Here is a 16005-nt window from a genome sequence, read left to right on the forward strand (position 1 = left end):
ATACCCCTTGGATACCTACAGCAGCCGCGCACCACCAACAGGCCCGTGAGCAGCGAAAGCTTCGACCGCATCAGAGCCGAGCTTATCGACGACCGCCCTCGCCCCTCCCTCATCCGCACACAAGGCCGCGATGGTCGGGCCAGAACCGGACACCATCGCCCGGATCGCGCCGGCATCTTCGGCGTCGTGGATGAGCTGCTGGAGTGACGGCCGCAATGCCAACGCCGCGGCCTCGAGATCATTGTGCATGGCCGCGCCCACCAGTTGCGGATCCCCTGACACGAGTGCCCGCGACAGCGTAGTCGTGTCCATGTGCGGGACCATGGAGGCGTAATTGAAACGCAGGTCGTCCAGCTTCTCGAACACTGCCTTCGTGGACAACCCCACCTTCGGATTCAAAAAGGCGAACCAGTATGTGCCGCGCCCCATCATCGGCACCAGGGAATCACCGCGTCCAGTTCCCAGCGCGATGCCGCCCATCTCCGCGAACGGGACGTCCGCCCCGAGCCCCGGAACCAAGTACTTGAATAGTTCTTCTGGCAGTGGACGATCGTAGTGCGCGATCAAAGCACTGATCGCCTGCACAGCTGCAGCAGCATCGGCGGATCCGCCCGCCATGCCCCCTGCCACCGGCACGGTCTTATCGACCTCCAACCGCATCATCGGCAGATCCGGTCTAATGTCTTCCCGCGTCATATCCTGCGCGAGAATCCCCATGTACCCAGTGCAGATCGAATCCACTGCTTTCCAGGCAAGGTTCTTCGGATTGTCCAGATCCTCATCAGGTTCATGCACGTGGTAGGTAGTGCGCATCTCCGAAACGAAGCTCAGCGGAGAAGCATCGGGATGCTTATCGACGTCCCCCTCCAGCGTCGTCAGCGTCACCGTCTCCGGCCGGTCCACAGCCATGAACACCGTGGACAGGTCGTGGTAACCATCGCTGCGGACCTCCCCTACCCCGAGGTGCAAGTTCACTTTGCCGTTCGCGCGTGCCGTGAATTTCATTTTTCACCCACCTGTGCCAGTCGCACGAAATCCTCCACCGCGAGCTTCTCGCCGCGCAGCTGCGGGTCAATGCCGGCCGCGCGCAACGCTTCCTCTGCTGCAGCGGACGACCCATAAACCCCGCCTAAACAGGCGCGGAGGGTCTTGCGTCGCTGGGCAAACGCTGCGTCGATAAGCGGAAAAACGCGCTCGCGCAACGAAATTGTCCACCCCTTATCGCGGACGTCGATACGCACGAGCCCTGATTCGATATTCGGCGCGGGCCAGAAGACGTTCTTGCCGATATTGCCCGCCTTACGCACGTCGCCGTAGAACGACGCTTTGACGCTGGGCACGCCGTAGATTTTCGAGCCGGGGTCCGCCGCCAAGCGGTCCGCGACTTCGAGCTGCACCATCACCAGCACGCGGCGAATGCTCGGGAATTCCTCCAGCAGGTGCAGCAGCACCGGGACCGCGACGTTGTACGGCAAATTCGCCACCAGCGCAGTCGGCGCTTCAATCTCGTCGGACTGAACTTTGAGCGCGTCTTGGTTGAGCACCGACAGCCTGCCCGCTGCCTCCGGCGCGAATTCTGCGGCAGTCTGCGGCAGCCTCTCCGCTAACCGCGAATCGATCTCGACAGCCGACACCCGGCACCCGACCTCGAGCAGGCCGAGCGTCAACGACCCCAAACCGGGACCGACCTCTAAAACGGTGTCGTCAGCGCTGATATCAGCCGCCGCCACGATGCGCCGCACCGTGTTCGGATCGTGAACGAAATTCTGCCCCAGTTTCTTCGTCGGGGTCACCCCGAGCTCGTCGGCGAGCGCCCGGATCTCCACCGGGCCGAGCAACTGGATGTCGGGGCTAGTCATGCCCTCCGAGGTTAGCGGATTCCCAGGCTCGCGGTGCAGGCAGGCCATGCACCCCAGCCCTGGCCCTGCTGGACCTTCGACGCGACTGCGATCTGCTGCTCGCGGGTGGCCAAGTTCGCGGTCGGCGCATACTGAGTGCCGCCGTACGCGGCCCACGTCGACGCAGTGAACTGGAGACCGCCGTAGAAGCCGTTGCCGGTGTTGATGGACCAGTCGCCGCCGGACTCACACTGCGCGAGCGAATCCCAGACCGAACCGCCCGCGACAGCGGGAGCGGATTCCTTCTTGGCGCGGGCGATCACAGCCGCGCGCCCCTTACGGGTGTCTTCCCGCTTGACGATCTCATCGGATTCCACCTCGCCGTTCACCGTGACGATGCGGCGGGTCGTTTCGCGCTTGCCCTTCTCACCCTTCTCGCGGACCTTCTCCTCACCCGGGGCGAGGCTTTCGTCTTCGACGTAGTGCGGCTCGACGTCGAATTCCTCGACGGTGGTGCGCTCGTCGTAGTCGACGCGGTCAATGGTGATGTCCATATTCCCGGTGACAGGCGCATCCATGCCCGGGCTCACGCGGTCGTTCGAGTCGACCAGCACACCGCGGGAGCTGAGCAGCTCGGAAACCGTCTTGGCGGCCGCGGCAGCGTAGGTGGTCTTGCCTCCGTCATGAATAGCCACGATCTTCGGGGAGGTCAGATCGATGGTCATGTTATCGGTGAGCACATCATCTTCAGCGAAAGCGTGGGAAGAGCCACCTGCACCCGGCAGCTCTTTGAGGAAATCCGACACGGTCAGCGCCGTGGTGGTGAACTCCTGGGCTTCGCCGCCGTCAATGGTGACCGCGACAGGCTTTGCGGTGCGGACGGTCACCGTGTCGCCGCTGTTCAGGGCATCCGACGGTGCGGGGTAGACAAGGTCTTTCTCGCCCACCTCAACGCCAGCGGCCTGGAGCGCTCCGCCGACATTACCGGCGAAAGTGGTCAGCTCGATGGGCTCGCCGTTGACGTCCACGGTCACCGACTTCTGCGCGGCGACTGCGGTGGTGGCTCCACCGATGGCGAGGGCACCCACTGCCGTGGAGGCGATGACGGCGCGGGTGGTCGAGGTCTTATTGATGCGACGATGACGCGACATGGAAAGAAATCCTCAGTTGGGGGAAGCGAACCTATGTAACGATACGGTAAAGATCGCTCTTAAACCAGAAATTCTCAACAGCCGGAACCACAGCGATCACACCCGCCACCGCAGGCACCTGCGCCACCGGTGAACTGCACGAACATCAAAGTGCGCTACCTCACACTCCTGCCCCTTTTCACACGCCGAAGATCCGCCCAAACGTCTCGTTGACCTCTTTCGCGAGATCCTCCACCGCCATTCCGCGCGCTTCCGCAACCACCTTCGCAGTATGTCCAATCAAGGAAGGCTCGTTGCGCGCCCCGCGGAAAGGCTCCGGCGTCATGTACGGCGCGTCAGTTTCGATCAGCAGCTGTCCGACTGGGGCGAGTTTCGCCGCTTCCCGGAGATCATCATTGCGCTTGAACGTCACATTTCCAGCAAAGGACAAGACGTAGCCGCGGTCGATGGCCTCGCGGGCAACGTCGACAGGCGAGGAAAAACAGTGCAACATGACGTGATCCGGGCGCGGCGAGTCGGCGAGAATCCGCATCATGTCCTCGTCGCCCTCACGGTTGTGAATCATGAGCGCCTTGCCAGAATCAACGGCCAACTGGATATGCCAGCGAAACGCCTCTTCCTGAACGTCCAGGGGTGCAGTCCGGTCAGGATCATGCTTGATCCAGTACGTGTCAATGCCGGTCTCCCCCACCGCCACGCACCTTTCGTCCGCAGCCATCTCCGTCAAACGCTTCCGCGCCGCATCATCGAGTTCACCCGCGCGCGTCGGGTGAATCGCGCACGCCGCGAATACGCGGTCATTGAAATGAGCAGCTTGCAACGCCAATTCAGCCTCGTCGAGCCCGTCGCCGACAGTGCAGATTTTCTCAACACCAGCATCGACTGCGCGTTCCACCATCGCATCCACATCGTCTTTGGTGCGGGCACCAGTGGAAGCGAGGTGGGTGTGGGCGTCGATAAGCCCAGGAATTCGCTCGGCCGGAACGGGCGTGGGGCGCGGTTTCTTCTTCGACATGTGTTCCAGCCTATCCTCGGGCCCATGGAGTTCCACGACATCGATGCCGCCACCCGCTCCCAGATCGACCGCGACCTCGCCGAAGCCGCCGTTGCCGGCATCAACGGGTCGATCGATGACATCGTCGCCTCATTCGAAGAGACCTTGGGCGACTACCTCGCCCTCGACCCCGACCTCCGCCGCGCATATTCCCGCGGCGACATCGCGCGCATGTACGGCACCGCGCTCGGCGACGCGTTCATCCGCGAGCACAACTTCGCATGGCAATTCCTTATCGACGACTACGGCACCGACCTCGTCGTCACCTCCCCCGACCACGACATGTACACCGCCCCACTGGTGGTCGTGGACACCCGCTTCGAAGACGAGGAACCGGGGAAGTTGACTGCTTTTATCAAGCAGTTCTTGGGGAACTAAGGGGCGCTGACCCCTCCCGACTCTGAACCCCTCGCCGTTCGAGGACGTTCTCTGGCGACCTGGGACTTTACCCACGTTTTCGTATATTTGTTCGATTACCGAACGCTTTTCTTGAGGTATGGTTCACCCTATGTGAAAGACTGTTCGCACAACAGAAAAAGCAGTCGCATTTAGGGGGAAAACATGACACTGCTGAAACCGCAGGATCGCGAGCTTGGAAGGGAGGGACCAAGATGAAACCGTTCTTCGCCACTGAGAATCCGGACGACCCGGATGCCGTGAACGGTATGGCACTGCGCAGGGCACACCATGCGGTCTTCCGCCACTATGCGGAGGACGGCGAGGAGTTTTACGGCTCCGCCGACCACGACACCGAAATGGCACGGTTGCGCTCCACCACCGGACTTCCGCTGAACGAAGTGAAGTCGGGAGTCTATTCGTACATGACGCTTGCTTCGCTACCGCGTCTCCGGCAGCTGCAGGAGGACACGGCACGCCTCGACATCTCGCGGCTCAAGGCGATCGACCGCGCTGTGAGCATGTTGGGCAGCGTCGTCGACCAGGAGAACTACGACATCATCGACAAGATGCTCGTGGATCTCTTCACGCCGACGAAGCCGAACGAGGAACTGCCGAGCGCCCATAAGGTCACGAGCCGCCTCAACAAATTGATCGGTGACATCGACTCGTCCGTCGCGCACGACAAGCGCAAGCGGAAGTCCCGCGAGAGCGAGGCTCCAGGCCAGTGCGACCTCGACTTCCATGTCGGCGGCACCCACGGCACCTCCGGCATGACGCTCACTGCCGACCATGTCACGATGGCGGCGATCAAGGAGTTCATCCTCGAGGCATCGAAGGAGCACGATATCACGCCCGTCGAGGCCCTGGTGAAGCTCATCACCGGGGAGATCACTCCGCCGGCGGACGTCACGATCTTCGCGTACGCGCCGCTGGGCGAGGATGGAACTATCGACGAATCGGCATCCGCCTACGTCCCCGGCTTCGGCCACACGACGGCAGCTGGAACCGAGATGGCTCATGCCATGGGCTCGACCATCGTCGACCTCCGGAGCGCTAAAGACCACACGATCGCCGGATATGTTCCGCCCGACTCGGTCCGCGCATACGCGCAGGGTCGCGATGGGACCTGCGTCTACCCCGGTTGCGAACATCCAGCGTGGAAGTGCCAGCTCGACCACCGCGTTCCTTATGAGGAAGGAGGACAGACCACCGCAGCGAATCTCTTCTCGCTCTGCCAGCACCATCACAACGTGAAAACCGATCGCCGGGCGTTCTACGTTCCCGATCCGGTCACCGGCGACATCGTGTGGCTCTTCGCGGACGGAACGTACGCGGTGGTCGACCCCGAGGGACTCTTCGCGCGGCACACCACGCCGACGGCACCGCGCTGGAAGTGCACGCTCGATGATATCCAGCGCATCAAGCGGGACCGCGAACAGTTCTTCGCCAAGGGGCACGCGATCCTGGACGCGTACGACATCGACCGCGACTACGAAGCGTGCGTGGCGGCACTCATTGAACTGGAGCGGGAGTACCGCCTCGAGTTCCCCTTCTACCCGGAGGCGAACTAGTGGAAACTACTGAACAGGTGCCCACTCCGGGCCGGTCTCACCGAGTTCCGGATCGAGCTTGGTGATCAGCGGCTTCGGCTTCTCCAGCTTCGTGCCCGGCACGACATCGACGCGAGACCACACCGCCTGCTGAGAGGCGTAGTCACCGGTGATGACCGGGTAGGTCTGTCCCTTCTCGGGCAAACCAACGCCGATGAGTTCGAGATCCTCGTCGTCGGTAACTTCTTCGACGCGTGGGGATGCGGCCCAGATACCGTCGCGGCCGAGAGTCTCGTGAACCTTCTGCGCGGTGTGCGGGATGAACGGGGTCAACAAAGCATTGCAGTCCGAGACCACCTGAAGGGCGGTCCACAATACGGTTGCCAGACGCTCACGCTGGGACTCGTCTTTCGCGAGCTTCCAGGGTTCCTGATCGGCGATGTAGGCATTTGCCTCACCGACAACATGCATGACCTTGGTGATTGCAGCCTTGAAGTGGGCAAGTCCGAGCTCGTGGCCGGCGGAGTCGAAGGTCTGGGAGGCGAGATCGAGGATGGCGCGGTCGGCGTCGATAAGCTCGCCCGGCTCCGGCACCTCCCCGAAGTTCTTGTGTGCCATGGACACGGTGCGGTTGACCAAGTTGCCCCAGCCGTTCGCGAGCTCGTTGTTCACGCGGCGGACGAATTCGTCCCAGGTGAAGTCCGTGTCATTGTTTTCGGGGCCGGCGACAGCGATGAAATAACGGAGCGGATCAGGGCCGAATTCAGCGAGGAAGTCCTTGACGTAGATGACCACGCCTTTCGACGAGGAGAACTTCGAGCCGGACATGGTGAGGAACTCGGAGGAAACGACCTCTGTGGGGAGGTTGAGCTCGCCGAGCTCGTGAACCTGGCCGCCCTTCGCACCCTTGCCGGCGTAACCGAGGAGCTCGCCCGGCCAAATCTGGGAGTGGAAGGTGATGTTGTCCTTGCCCATGAAGTAGAAGCCGCTGGTGGCAGGATCCTGCCAGAATTGCTTCCACGCGTCCGGATTTCCGGTGCGGGCCGCCCACTCGATGGAGGCGGAGAGGTAGCCGATCACGGCATCGAACCAGACATAAAGCTTCTTGCCCGGGTCGTTCTCCCAGCCCTCGACGGGGACGGGAATGCCCCAGTCGATATCGCGGGTCATAGAACGCGGGCGCATATCCTCCAGCAGGTTCAGGGAGAACTTGAGAACGTTGGGGCGCCAATCTTGGCGGGCCTCGAGCCATGCCTTGAGGGCGTCGTGAAGCGAGGGCAGGTCGAGCATGAAGTGCTCGGTCTCGATGAACTCCGGAGTCTCCCCATTGATCTTGGACACCGGATTGATCAGGTCAACCGGGTCGAGCTGGTTACCGCAGTTATCGCACTGGTCGCCACGGGCATCGTCAGCGCCGCACAGCGGGCAAGTGCCCTCAATGTAGCGGTCCGGAAGGGTGCGACCCGTGGACGGGGAGATAGCGCCCTGGGTGGTCTCCTTGATCATGTAGCCGTTGTCGTACAGCCCCTTGAACAATTCCTGCACCACCGCATAGTGATTGCGGGTAGTGGTGCGGGTGAACAAGTCGTACGACAAACCGAGACCAGCAAGGTCCTCGACAATCTGACGGTTGTACCGGTCAGCGAGTTCCTTGACCGTCACACCTTCTTTATCCGCCTGGACCAAAAGGGGCGTGCCGTGTTCATCGGTGCCGGACACCATGAGCACATTGTTTCCCACCATGCGCTGGTAGCGCGCGAACACATCGGACGGGACGCCGAAACCGGCGACATGGCCGATGTGGCGCGGCCCGTTCGCGTAGGGCCACGCCACACACACGAGGACATTTTCGGAGGTGGCGTTGTTCGGGGAGACAGTCATACGCCCCAGCATAAGTGACTACTGCTTGGTGCCGAACATGCGCTGGCGTTTGCGGGATTTAGCGAGTGCGTCGCGGTGCATACGGCGCTCGATCGCCAGCTGGTGGGCGAAGCGCTGCTGCTCCTTCATGTCCAGGTAAATGATGTCGTTGCTGACGTCCTTCACAATGGCGAACATCAGCAGGATGAGGATCGCCAAGAACGGGGTGGCCGCCGCGATGGTGACGTTTTGGAGGGAGCTCAGAGCTTCGTCGCCACCTGCGATGAGCAGGGTCAGGCCGACGGCAGCGGTAGCGAGCCCCCACATGCCGGTCAGCATCGGCTTCGCGTCGGTCTTGCCGTTCTGAGACAGCGAGCCCATCACAGTCGACGCGGAGTCGGCGGAAGTGATGAAGAAGGTGCTCAAGAGGATCAGAGCCACAATGCCCATGAGGAAGCCGCCCGGCAGGTTGTGCAGCAGGTTGAACAGCTGCTCCTCAGAGGTGCCTTCGCCGTAGATGGATTCGCCGTTCTGCTCCATGTGGATGGCGGTGCCGCCAAAGATACAGAACCACATGGTCGACAGGCCAGCCGGGACGAGGGTCACGCCGAGGCAGAACTCACGGATTGTGCGGCCGCGGGAGATACGGGCCAGGAAGCTGCCCACGAACGGGGACCAGGAGATCCACCATGCCCAGTAGAAGATGGTCCAGCTGCCCAGCCACTCCCCTGCTTCAGTGTCCGCGGACTCGGCAGTGCGGGAGGCCATGAGGAAGAACTGGTCCAAGTACGAAGCGACCGCGGTGGGCAGCAGGTTGAGCTGCGTCAGGGTCGGGCCGAACACGAAGACAAAGATGGCGAGCACTGCCGCGACGATGAGGTTGAAATTGGACACCCACTGGATGCCTTTACCCACACCGGACATTGCGGACAGCAGGAAAGCGAGCGTCAGGACACTCACGATTCCGACGGTGAGCATCGTCGACGGCGAATCGACGACGCCGGACGCCTCCAGGCCGGTGGAGATCTGCAGGGCGCCGAGCCCCAGGGAACACGCGGTGCCGAAGATGGTGGCGAAGATGGCGAGGCCGTCGATGAGCTTGCCCAGCCAGCCAGCGGCCCGCTTCTCGCCGATCAACGGGATGAACGCGCTGGAGAGCAGCTGCTTACGTCCCAGACGGAACGTGGAATAGGCGATGGCGAGACCGATGATCGCGTAGACGGACCACGGGTGGAGGGTCCAGTGGAACATCGTCTGCGCCATCGAAGTGCCGACGGAATCCGCGCTATCCATGCCTGGAATGCCGTCACGGTAGAAGTTGAGCGGCTCAGACGCACCAAAGAACATCAGGCCGATGCCCATGCCAGCGGCGAACATCATGGCGATCCACGACCTGGTGCTGAACTCCGGCTGCTCGCCGGTGGCTCCCAGCCGGATCTTGCCGAACTTGGACAGCGCGATCACGAGAACGAACACCACGAAGACGCTGCCGAAGAAAACGTACGCCCAACCGAGGTTCTCGATGACCCAGCTAAACGAGGCGGAAGAGAAAGCGCTGAAGCTGTCCTTCGCGGCGAGCCCCCAGACGACTACTGCGATGACAATCGCGGCGAGCGGGCCGACGATCGCCCAGTCGACCTTCAGGTTTTCGTCTTCGGACGCGCGCTCGATGGCGTCCTCGGGATCGGAAATCTTCTGCTGCTCGCCTTGGTTCCGCGCGTCCAGGAGGTCCTGCAACTCGGCGGTAGCGGGACGGTTATGGGTCACAATCGGGTCGTCCGCATGCGGGTCGACATTGGGATCATGCGGGTCTGTCAGCTTCTCTTCACTACTCAATGGGGCTCCTTTCTCACCCCAAAGACGGTAATAGAAATGTGCACAAGGTACACATTTACTGGCTAGGAGCTGCGAGCAGCAATGAAGGCGTCGTAAAGCTCGCCCGCCTTGAGGCCCGCAGCTTTCGCGACTTCCTTGACGGCGTCTTTCGGCCGCATCCCGTCGTCGACCCGCTGTTGCACGAGATCGAGGACATCCTCGGGCTCCGGCGTTTCGTGTCCTCCGTCGATCACGACGGTGATTTCGCCGCGCACGCCTTCCTCGACCCAGACCGCGAGCTCAGCGAGAGTACCCCGTTTGACCTCCTCGTAGGTCTTGGTCAGTTCGCGACACACAGCGGCCTGACGGTCACCGAGAATCTCGGCGGCTTCCGCGAGCGTCGTTGCAATCCGGTGCGGCGACTCGAAAAAGCACACGGCGCGTCCTTCATTCTTCAGGGACTCGAGCCACGCTTTTCTAGCGCCGGGCTTTCTGGGAGCGAACCCGTCAAAAATGAAACGGCCGACACCGAGACCAGACAACGCGAGTGCGGTAGTCACTGCAGACGGGCCCGGCAAACAGGTCACGGGGATCTGCGCGTCGTGGGCCGCAGCGACAAGTGAGTGCCCCGGATCGGACACCAGTGGCATCCCCGCATCGGTGACGACGAGAACGGAAGAGTTGCGGGCGACGTCGATAAGCTCGGCGACCCTCTTGTCCTCGTTGTGGTCGAAATTGGAGACGATCCTGCCGCGGATCTCCACCCCCAGGGAATTCGCGAGGTTGCGTGTGCGCCTTGTGTCTTCCGCAGCGATGACATCCGCGTGTTCGAGCGCATGCACGAGACGAGGCGACGCGTCCCCGATATTTCCGAGCGGGGTCGCCGCGAGAATAATTCCGCGCGGAGGAAGAGATACCGTTTCCATGCCTTAAAGCTTTACACAGCCACCGGCTAAGATCATTCCCGTGAGTTCGACAGCGACAGCCGAGACTGTGAAAACTGGCTTTTCAAAACCAAAGCCGACAGCGCCCGTGACGGTGCCGTGGACGCAGCGCGACACTGTCTCAACCGTCGTCATCGGGATCCTCGCGGTTTTCACCCGCTTCGTGGGCCTGACATCGGCACGTTCGAACGGCACTCCGGTCTTCGACGAGAAGCACTACGTACCGCAGGCGTGGGACATCGCACGGTCGTGGTTCAACCCGGTGCTCGGCGGCATCGAGTCGAATCCGGGCTACGGCCTTGTCGTTCACCCGCCGCTGGCGAAGCGGCTGGAAGCGCTGGGCGAGATGGTCTTCGGCTACACCCCGCTCGGGTGGCGCTTCGTGGCCGCGCTGTTTTCTTCCGCCGTCGTCGTGTTCACGATGCTTCTCGCGCGACGCTTGTCTCAATCGTGGCTCATCGCCGCTTTTGCGGGCACCATCGCGCTTTGCGACGGAGTGTTGCTGGTCATCGGCCGTTTCGGCATGCTCGACGTGTTCATCCTGCTCTTCGTCGTCATGGCTGCCTGGACGCTGGCCGGCGACATGCGGCAGGTCCACCAGCGCTTCCACGACGCGTACGAGGAAGGCATCGTGAATCCCCGCTTGGGCTTCCGTTGGTGGCGTTTCGCCACGGGCGTGCTCCTCGGGTTGGCACTGTCGGTGAAGTGGTCGGGCCTGTACTACATCGCATTTTTCGGCCTGCTGTCGTCGTTTTACGATCTGTGGTTGCGCCACCGCTACGGAGTGAAGAACCCGGTGCGGGAAACTCTGCTGAAAGATGTTCCTTCCGCCCTCGCGTCGATCGTGCTGATTCCGGCGGTGCTCTACGTGTGGTCCTGGCGCGCGTGGTTCGCGTCCGAAACAGCGGTCTACCGCCACGCGCTTTCCGACGGCACGATCGCCGACTCCGACTGGTCCTGGCTGACCAAGCTGCCTGAGGCGGCTGCCGGGTGGTTCTATTACCACTTCTCGGTGCTGAAGTTTCACTCTGAGCTGACTTCCTCTTCAGGGCACTCCCACCCATGGGATTCCAAGCCGTGGTCGTGGCTGGTGGCCTCCCGCCCGATCCTGTACTACTCCTCCACCAGCAGCGACGATTCCCGGCGCATGATCTACCTGTTCGGCACGCCTGCCATCTGGTGGCTGACCGTGCCGATTCTGCTCTGGGCGGCGTGGGCATGGATCACGCGAAAAGACCGTCGGGTCATTATTCCCCTCGTCGCGTTCGGCGCCGGTTTCCTTCCGTGGCTGGCCGCATTCGATCGCCAGATGTACTTCTTCTACGCCGCTCCCCTCGTGCCGTTCACGATCGTGCTCATCGCACTCGCGCTGGGCGAGCTGTCTAAGCGTGGGAAACAACTCAACTGGATGAGCAAGCACATCGGCCCCATCACGTCGGGCCGGCTCGCGGTCGTTGTGTATCTCGCCACCGTGATCGGAATGTTCTTGTATTTCTCCCCGATCCTGTACGGGTACCGGATTCCGAACGGCATCTACGAGCAGCTCATGTGGCTGCCGAGCTGGAAATAATTACACCGGCTTCGCGTTGAGCACCTTGAGTGGATTGCCGTAGTCCACGACCCACATGGCCACCAGCACCACGCTGGTGAACAGCAATGTCAGCAATTGCGCCCATGGTGCGGCTCCCCCAGTGATTGCTTCCAGCACCGCGAAACTGAGGCTGAAGCCGAACATCGCTCCGACGATGAGAAGGACGCCGGGGATTTGAGACGGCTTCCAGGAAACGAAGAGCAATGCTACGGCGATGCCGACGCGCACAGCCGCGCCCTCGAGATCGGTGCCGAGGATGCGCCCCGCCCACACGACGTAGACCAACGCCAGCAGAGCAAGGACGACGCGGCACACCGTCAGAAGCATGATGCGGCGCGCGGAAACGCGGCGGAATTCAGGTTCGACGCCGGCGTAAATGAGTTCCGTGAGATCTTCCGGCGGAGACATGCCGGCAGCGGAATTGAGCGAGCGCGACAGCTGCAGCGACTGGTCCCAGTATTTCTGGCATTCGTCGCACTCCGCGAGGTGCGCATCGACAATGTCGTCGTCGAGGTTAGAGTCCTCCCCGTCGATGCGCGCAGACAGCGCCGCTTGGACGTCACCGTGGTCAATCATCGATGAGCACCTTGTCCAAACTGACGCGCCCGGAGCCGAACACCACGACAAGGATTAGCAAAACAACGAGCACCAGCGGGTATTCGATGCCGCCGTCGGCTGCGAAGAAACCGGCGTCGAGGTGAACGAAATACGCCCCGGCCACAATCAAGAGTGCAAGCACACCTGCGACGATGGTGGTCAGCAGCCCGATGATAAGCAGCGCTCCGCCGACGAGTTCGGCTGAGCCAGCAAGATACGCTGACAGACGCGGCTGCGGGACTCCGGCTTCGGCGAAGCTTTCAGCTGTGCGCCGCATCCCGGTCCCGACCCAGTGCTGGTAGCCGTGCGCGATGAATACGACACCGAGCACGAGACGCGCCACGAGCAGTGCGAAATCGCGGAGGGCGGGACTATTCATGAGTTAAACACTACAACGTGGAACCTTTTGGACGGTGACGGCAGTCAAAGTATGTATGACAACACAATTGCTTATCGACGACACCCACGCATTCGAACTGCTCACCCTCGAAGTATTTCTCCCCGGCCTGTCTTGGGCCCTGATCCAGAAGAAACGCGAAGCACTGAAAGACGCGTTTTGTGATTTCGACCCCGACCTCATTGCTGAATTCGACGAAGACGACATCGAGTACCTGTTGACCGACCCGAGGCTCATCCGCAACCGCCGCAAAGTCGAGGCGGTGGTGACCAATGCCAAAGCCACTGTCGCGATGCGGGAAAAGCGCTCTTTATCGCAGTTGATCAACTGGTATATCCAGCACGATAACTTCGGGGACGGACTAGGCCTGACTGCCTATCTGCGCCCCTATGGCTTTGTCTACATCGGGCCGACGACGATGGACGGACTTATCGAGATGGTCACTTCTTCTTCGCGGTGACCCACACATCGATCTCCGCGGTAATCGGCTCCACCCCGGCATCGTCGACGATCTCGCAGTTGATGGTGACCAGCTGGCCGCCGGTTTCGCGGGTGATCGTGGAGAAGTCCGGGAAGTCGCCGGTGGCGGTGATGGTCAAACCGCCGGTGGACTTCGCCGGGTAATCGGCGCGCATTCCGCGCGGAATCCAACGGTGCGTATCCGGCACCGTCACCTCGCACAAAAGACCCATGGCGGCCTCTGCCCCATTCAGGCCGGCGATGACGTGGAAGGTGCCGATGTGGTTTTGCACGCCCCACCATTTACCCAACCGCACCACGCAGCGGCCTGGCTCAGCGACCTGGACACGCGGCATCACGGTGCGGAAGTACGGCGCCTTCGCCGAGTAGAAAGCTGAAAAGATCAGGCGCTTGAGTTTCGTGTCGCTGAACTTCTCCCACAGCTGGGCAGACTTACCGGGATTATCGTTTACCTTGGTAGAAAAAGAGGTCGTCATACCCGGCGATATTACCGGCTATAACGACCTCGTATTGGTGGAAAAACTACGCGATTTCGCGGACCTGCTCGGTTTCCGTTTCGGTCCGCGGTGCCGTGTAGGCGGGCAGGTTAGCGAAGTCGGCGCTCTCGTCGTCGACCTCGACCACCACGGCTCCCGGGCGACGCATGTGCGGCGGCAGCGGTGCGTCCTCTTCCGCGGTGATGACACCGAGTCGTGCGCGGCGCAGCTGACGCACTCGGCGTGCCTGGAGTGCGCGTTCCTTCTTCACCGTCGTGCGCAACGCTGTCATGAACCAGATCAGCAGGCCTGCTGCCGCGGCCGGTGCCAGCCATGCCCATCCACCCGAAACGATGCCGAAGACGAAGGTCACTCCGAGCAGCACGACGAGGCCGAGCAACGTCCGCTGGCGGCGACGGAACCTGTCCTCGCGCACCCGCTTCGCCTTTTCCGGGTCCCAGCCACCACGGCCGCGACGCGAGCGAGCAAAGGCAAGCTCGTCCTCAGTAGGCTCCTGCGCAGTCGGCTCGTGCTCTTCTTCCGATTCCTCTTCGGGTTCTTCTGTCCGCTCTTCCAGCTGAGTCACGGTGGTGTAGCCGTAATCCTCCGGGGAGAGGTAGGAGGCATCGAGCTCATACTCGGGCTGAGTTTCAGACTCGGGGTCAATGTCAGTGTCAGTGTCAGTTTCGGCGTCAGGTTCAGAGGCAGTCTCAGCGTCGAGTTCTGTTTCTGTCTCAGATTCTGTTTCCACCACTTCGCCGTCGATGGAGTTGCGGGCGAACAGTTTCTTGAGGGAGGTGGAGCCGGAGGGGGCGTCGTCGATAAGCGCTGCTTCCTCCTCGGATGCTGCTGCTTCGTCTTCTGCCTCGAGCACCTCGTAGTCGGCGTCGTCCTCGTCGAAGCTGTGGATGTCAGCCTTTGTCACGCGCGGGCGACGACGCGTAGCGAGCGGGGTATTACCCTCGTGCAGCACGCGCGTCTCGTCGTAGCCCTCGCCGGAGCGCCGGATCGGCTTCGAGTCCCCCAACACCATCGGGGCGAGAACAATCGCCCACACCACGACGATGAGGACGATGATCAGGCTCAGGCTGCCGGACATGTACGCCACGACCTTTCTGCTTTTCGGGCATGTTTCCTGGCTGAGGTTATAGAGATCTCATCCGGCAATGACCGACCCACGCCGCGAAAGGAAGCGGGAATTTCTAGATCCAGCAGCGGCCGCGGGCGGCGAGGCGTTCGATGGCGGAACCGGGCAGGTCGTCGATGTTTTGGGCGACGAAATGGTGGTCGCGCCACGCACCGTCGATATGCAAATTCTCGCGCAAAAAACCTTCCTCCCGGAAGCCGACGTTCGCGAGCACTTTGCCCGAAGCTGGGTTGTTCGGCAGATAGGTGGCGGTGACTCGGTGAAGGCCGATGCGGGCGAAGGCGTGGTCCACGCCGAGTGCGCACGCAACGGTGGCGATGCCGCGGCCCGCGAACCGCGAATACACCCAGTACCCGACCCAGCACTCCCCGATCGCGCCGTGCTGGATATTGCCCAGCGTGACTTGCCCAATGAAACGGTCGTCGAGCTCGATGGCGAGCGGAACGATGATTCCGTCGCGGGCGAAGCGGCGCAGATTCTGCCAATTCGACCGCCACGCCGCCTGTGAATGGGCTTCCTCCCACGTGCCGGGCACGGTGGGCTCGACGGGGCGGAGAATCTCTTCATCTTGGATGCGCATCCGCGCCCAGCTCTTTCCGTCGCTCGCAGCCAGTGGCCGGAGCCGGAGCGTCGCCCCTGGGACGTGCACGGTAGGGGTCGGTTTGGGCCAGCCGGGGTGGCTTGCCCGACCGAGGAAATTGAACAT

The 16005-nt window shown here is 62.0% G+C and carries 16 protein-coding genes; 4 read left to right on the top strand and 12 right to left on the bottom strand.

Translation table 11 applies throughout. The annotated features are described in order from the left end of the window. Positions 1–15 precede the first annotated feature (15 nt). The 4 genes from M3G19_RS05975 to M3G19_RS05990 form a co-directional block, all read right to left on the bottom strand. Positions 16–1005: a 4-(cytidine 5'-diphospho)-2-C-methyl-D-erythritol kinase gene (locus tag M3G19_RS05975; RefSeq protein ID WP_259901416.1), complete on the bottom strand. Its 990-nt coding sequence runs from the start codon at positions 1003–1005 to the stop codon at positions 16–18. After that, a complete protein-coding gene (rsmA, locus tag M3G19_RS05980; RefSeq protein WP_259901419.1) occupies positions 1002–1859 on the bottom strand; it encodes a 16S rRNA (adenine(1518)-N(6)/adenine(1519)-N(6))-dimethyltransferase RsmA in 858 nt (285 codons plus the stop codon). Before rsmA ends, M3G19_RS05975 begins: the two co-directional genes overlap by 4 nt. Positions 1860–1870: 11 nt before the next feature. Further along, on the bottom strand, positions 1871–2989 hold the full coding sequence (locus M3G19_RS05985; RefSeq protein WP_259901421.1) for a resuscitation-promoting factor: 1119 nt from the start codon (positions 2987–2989) through the stop codon (positions 1871–1873). A 178-nt stretch (positions 2990–3167) separates the two neighbouring features. Further along, positions 3168–4004, bottom strand: a complete 837-nt coding sequence (locus M3G19_RS05990) for a TatD family hydrolase (protein ID WP_259901422.1) — start codon at positions 4002–4004, stop codon at positions 3168–3170. Between the two features lie 24 nt (positions 4005–4028). Here M3G19_RS05990 and M3G19_RS05995 point away from each other — a divergent pair, with 24 nt between their 5' ends. Further along, entirely contained in the window at positions 4029–4421 is a 393-nt protein-coding gene (locus tag M3G19_RS05995) for a DUF3806 domain-containing protein (protein ID WP_259901424.1), read from the top strand. Positions 4422–4654: 233 nt separating this feature from the next. Then, positions 4655–6013, top strand: coding sequence for an HNH endonuclease signature motif containing protein (locus M3G19_RS06000; protein ID WP_259901425.1), 1359 nt, complete (start codon positions 4655–4657; stop codon positions 6011–6013). Positions 6014–6019: 6 nt separating this feature from the next. Here M3G19_RS06000 and metG read toward each other — a convergent pair whose 3' ends face one another. The 3 genes from metG to rsmI all read right to left on the bottom strand — a co-directional run bounded on the left by metG (position 6020) and on the right by rsmI (position 10593). Next, positions 6020–7873: a methionine--tRNA ligase gene (gene metG, locus M3G19_RS06005; RefSeq protein WP_259901440.1), complete on the bottom strand. Its 1854-nt coding sequence runs from the start codon at positions 7871–7873 to the stop codon at positions 6020–6022. Between the two features lie 18 nt (positions 7874–7891). Then, entirely contained in the window at positions 7892–9688 is a 1797-nt protein-coding gene (locus tag M3G19_RS06010) for a BCCT family transporter (protein WP_396121752.1), read from the bottom strand. A 62-nt stretch (positions 9689–9750) separates the two neighbouring features. Next, a complete protein-coding gene (rsmI, locus tag M3G19_RS06015) occupies positions 9751–10593 on the bottom strand; it encodes a 16S rRNA (cytidine(1402)-2'-O)-methyltransferase (protein ID WP_259901443.1) in 843 nt (280 codons plus the stop codon). A gap of 40 nt (positions 10594–10633) precedes the next feature. Between rsmI and M3G19_RS06020 the strand changes: the two genes are divergently transcribed. Continuing rightward, positions 10634–12181: a dolichyl-phosphate-mannose--protein mannosyltransferase gene (locus M3G19_RS06020; RefSeq protein ID WP_396121753.1), complete on the top strand. Its 1548-nt coding sequence runs from the start codon at positions 10634–10636 to the stop codon at positions 12179–12181. Here the strand turns inward: M3G19_RS06020 and M3G19_RS06025 are convergent, their stop codons facing one another. Together M3G19_RS06025 and M3G19_RS06030 are read right to left on the bottom strand one after the other, a co-directional pair. Next, a complete protein-coding gene (locus M3G19_RS06025; protein ID WP_259901444.1) occupies positions 12182–12778 on the bottom strand; it encodes a zf-HC2 domain-containing protein in 597 nt (198 codons plus the stop codon). After that, positions 12771–13178, bottom strand: coding sequence for a DoxX family protein (locus tag M3G19_RS06030; RefSeq protein ID WP_259901445.1), 408 nt, complete (start codon positions 13176–13178; stop codon positions 12771–12773). Before M3G19_RS06030 ends, M3G19_RS06025 begins: the two co-directional genes overlap by 8 nt. Positions 13179–13233: 55 nt before the next feature. Here M3G19_RS06030 and M3G19_RS06035 point away from each other — a divergent pair, with 55 nt between their 5' ends. Beyond that, positions 13234–13656: a DNA-3-methyladenine glycosylase I gene (locus tag M3G19_RS06035; RefSeq protein ID WP_210573218.1), complete on the top strand. Its 423-nt coding sequence runs from the start codon at positions 13234–13236 to the stop codon at positions 13654–13656. Here the strand turns inward: M3G19_RS06035 and M3G19_RS06040 are convergent. From M3G19_RS06040 to M3G19_RS06050, 3 genes are all read right to left on the bottom strand, one after another. Continuing rightward, positions 13637–14152: a hotdog fold domain-containing protein gene (locus M3G19_RS06040; RefSeq protein WP_259901447.1), complete on the bottom strand. Its 516-nt coding sequence runs from the start codon at positions 14150–14152 to the stop codon at positions 13637–13639. The two genes, M3G19_RS06035 and M3G19_RS06040, sit on opposite strands and share 20 nt — an antisense overlap. Positions 14153–14198: 46 nt before the next feature. Next, entirely contained in the window at positions 14199–15251 is a 1053-nt protein-coding gene (gene glpR / locus M3G19_RS06045; RefSeq protein WP_396121756.1) for a gephyrin-like molybdotransferase receptor GlpR, read from the bottom strand. Positions 15252–15354: 103 nt separating this feature from the next. Continuing rightward, positions 15355–16005 (bottom strand): GNAT family N-acetyltransferase, encoded by a 651-nt coding sequence (locus M3G19_RS06050; RefSeq protein ID WP_259901449.1) that lies wholly within the window; start codon positions 16003–16005, stop codon positions 15355–15357.

This window comes from Corynebacterium sp. p3-SID1194, from assembly GCF_025144155.1.
Lineage (GTDB): Bacteria > Actinomycetota > Actinomycetes > Mycobacteriales > Mycobacteriaceae > Corynebacterium.

Coding starts and splice junctions, on each gene's coding strand:
- M3G19_RS05975 (WP_259901416.1), bottom strand. CDS start 1,005: ATGAAATTCACGGCACGCGCGAACGGCAAAGTGAACTTGCACCTCGGG.
- rsmA (WP_259901419.1), bottom strand. CDS start 1,859: ATGACTAGCCCCGACATCCAGTTGCTCGGCCCGGTGGAGATCCGGGCG.
- M3G19_RS05985 (WP_259901421.1), bottom strand. CDS start 2,989: ATGTCGCGTCATCGTCGCATCAATAAGACCTCGACCACCCGCGCCGTC.
- M3G19_RS05990 (WP_259901422.1), bottom strand. CDS start 4,004: ATGTCGAAGAAGAAACCGCGCCCCACGCCCGTTCCGGCCGAGCGAATT.
- M3G19_RS05995 (WP_259901424.1), top strand. CDS start 4,029: ATGGAGTTCCACGACATCGATGCCGCCACCCGCTCCCAGATCGACCGC.
- M3G19_RS06000 (WP_259901425.1), top strand. CDS start 4,655: ATGAAACCGTTCTTCGCCACTGAGAATCCGGACGACCCGGATGCCGTG.
- metG (WP_259901440.1), bottom strand. CDS start 7,873: ATGACTGTCTCCCCGAACAACGCCACCTCCGAAAATGTCCTCGTGTGT.
- rsmI (WP_259901443.1), bottom strand. CDS start 10,593: ATGGAAACGGTATCTCTTCCTCCGCGCGGAATTATTCTCGCGGCGACC.
- M3G19_RS06025 (WP_259901444.1), bottom strand. CDS start 12,778: ATGATTGACCACGGTGACGTCCAAGCGGCGCTGTCTGCGCGCATCGAC.
- M3G19_RS06030 (WP_259901445.1), bottom strand. CDS start 13,178: ATGAATAGTCCCGCCCTCCGCGATTTCGCACTGCTCGTGGCGCGTCTC.
- M3G19_RS06035 (WP_210573218.1), top strand. CDS start 13,234: ATGACAACACAATTGCTTATCGACGACACCCACGCATTCGAACTGCTC.
- M3G19_RS06040 (WP_259901447.1), bottom strand. CDS start 14,152: ATGACGACCTCTTTTTCTACCAAGGTAAACGATAATCCCGGTAAGTCT.
- glpR (WP_396121756.1), bottom strand. CDS start 15,251: ATGTCCGGCAGCCTGAGCCTGATCATCGTCCTCATCGTCGTGGTGTGG.
- M3G19_RS06050 (WP_259901449.1), bottom strand. CDS start 16,005: ATGTTCAATTTCCTCGGTCGGGCAAGCCACCCCGGCTGGCCCAAACCG.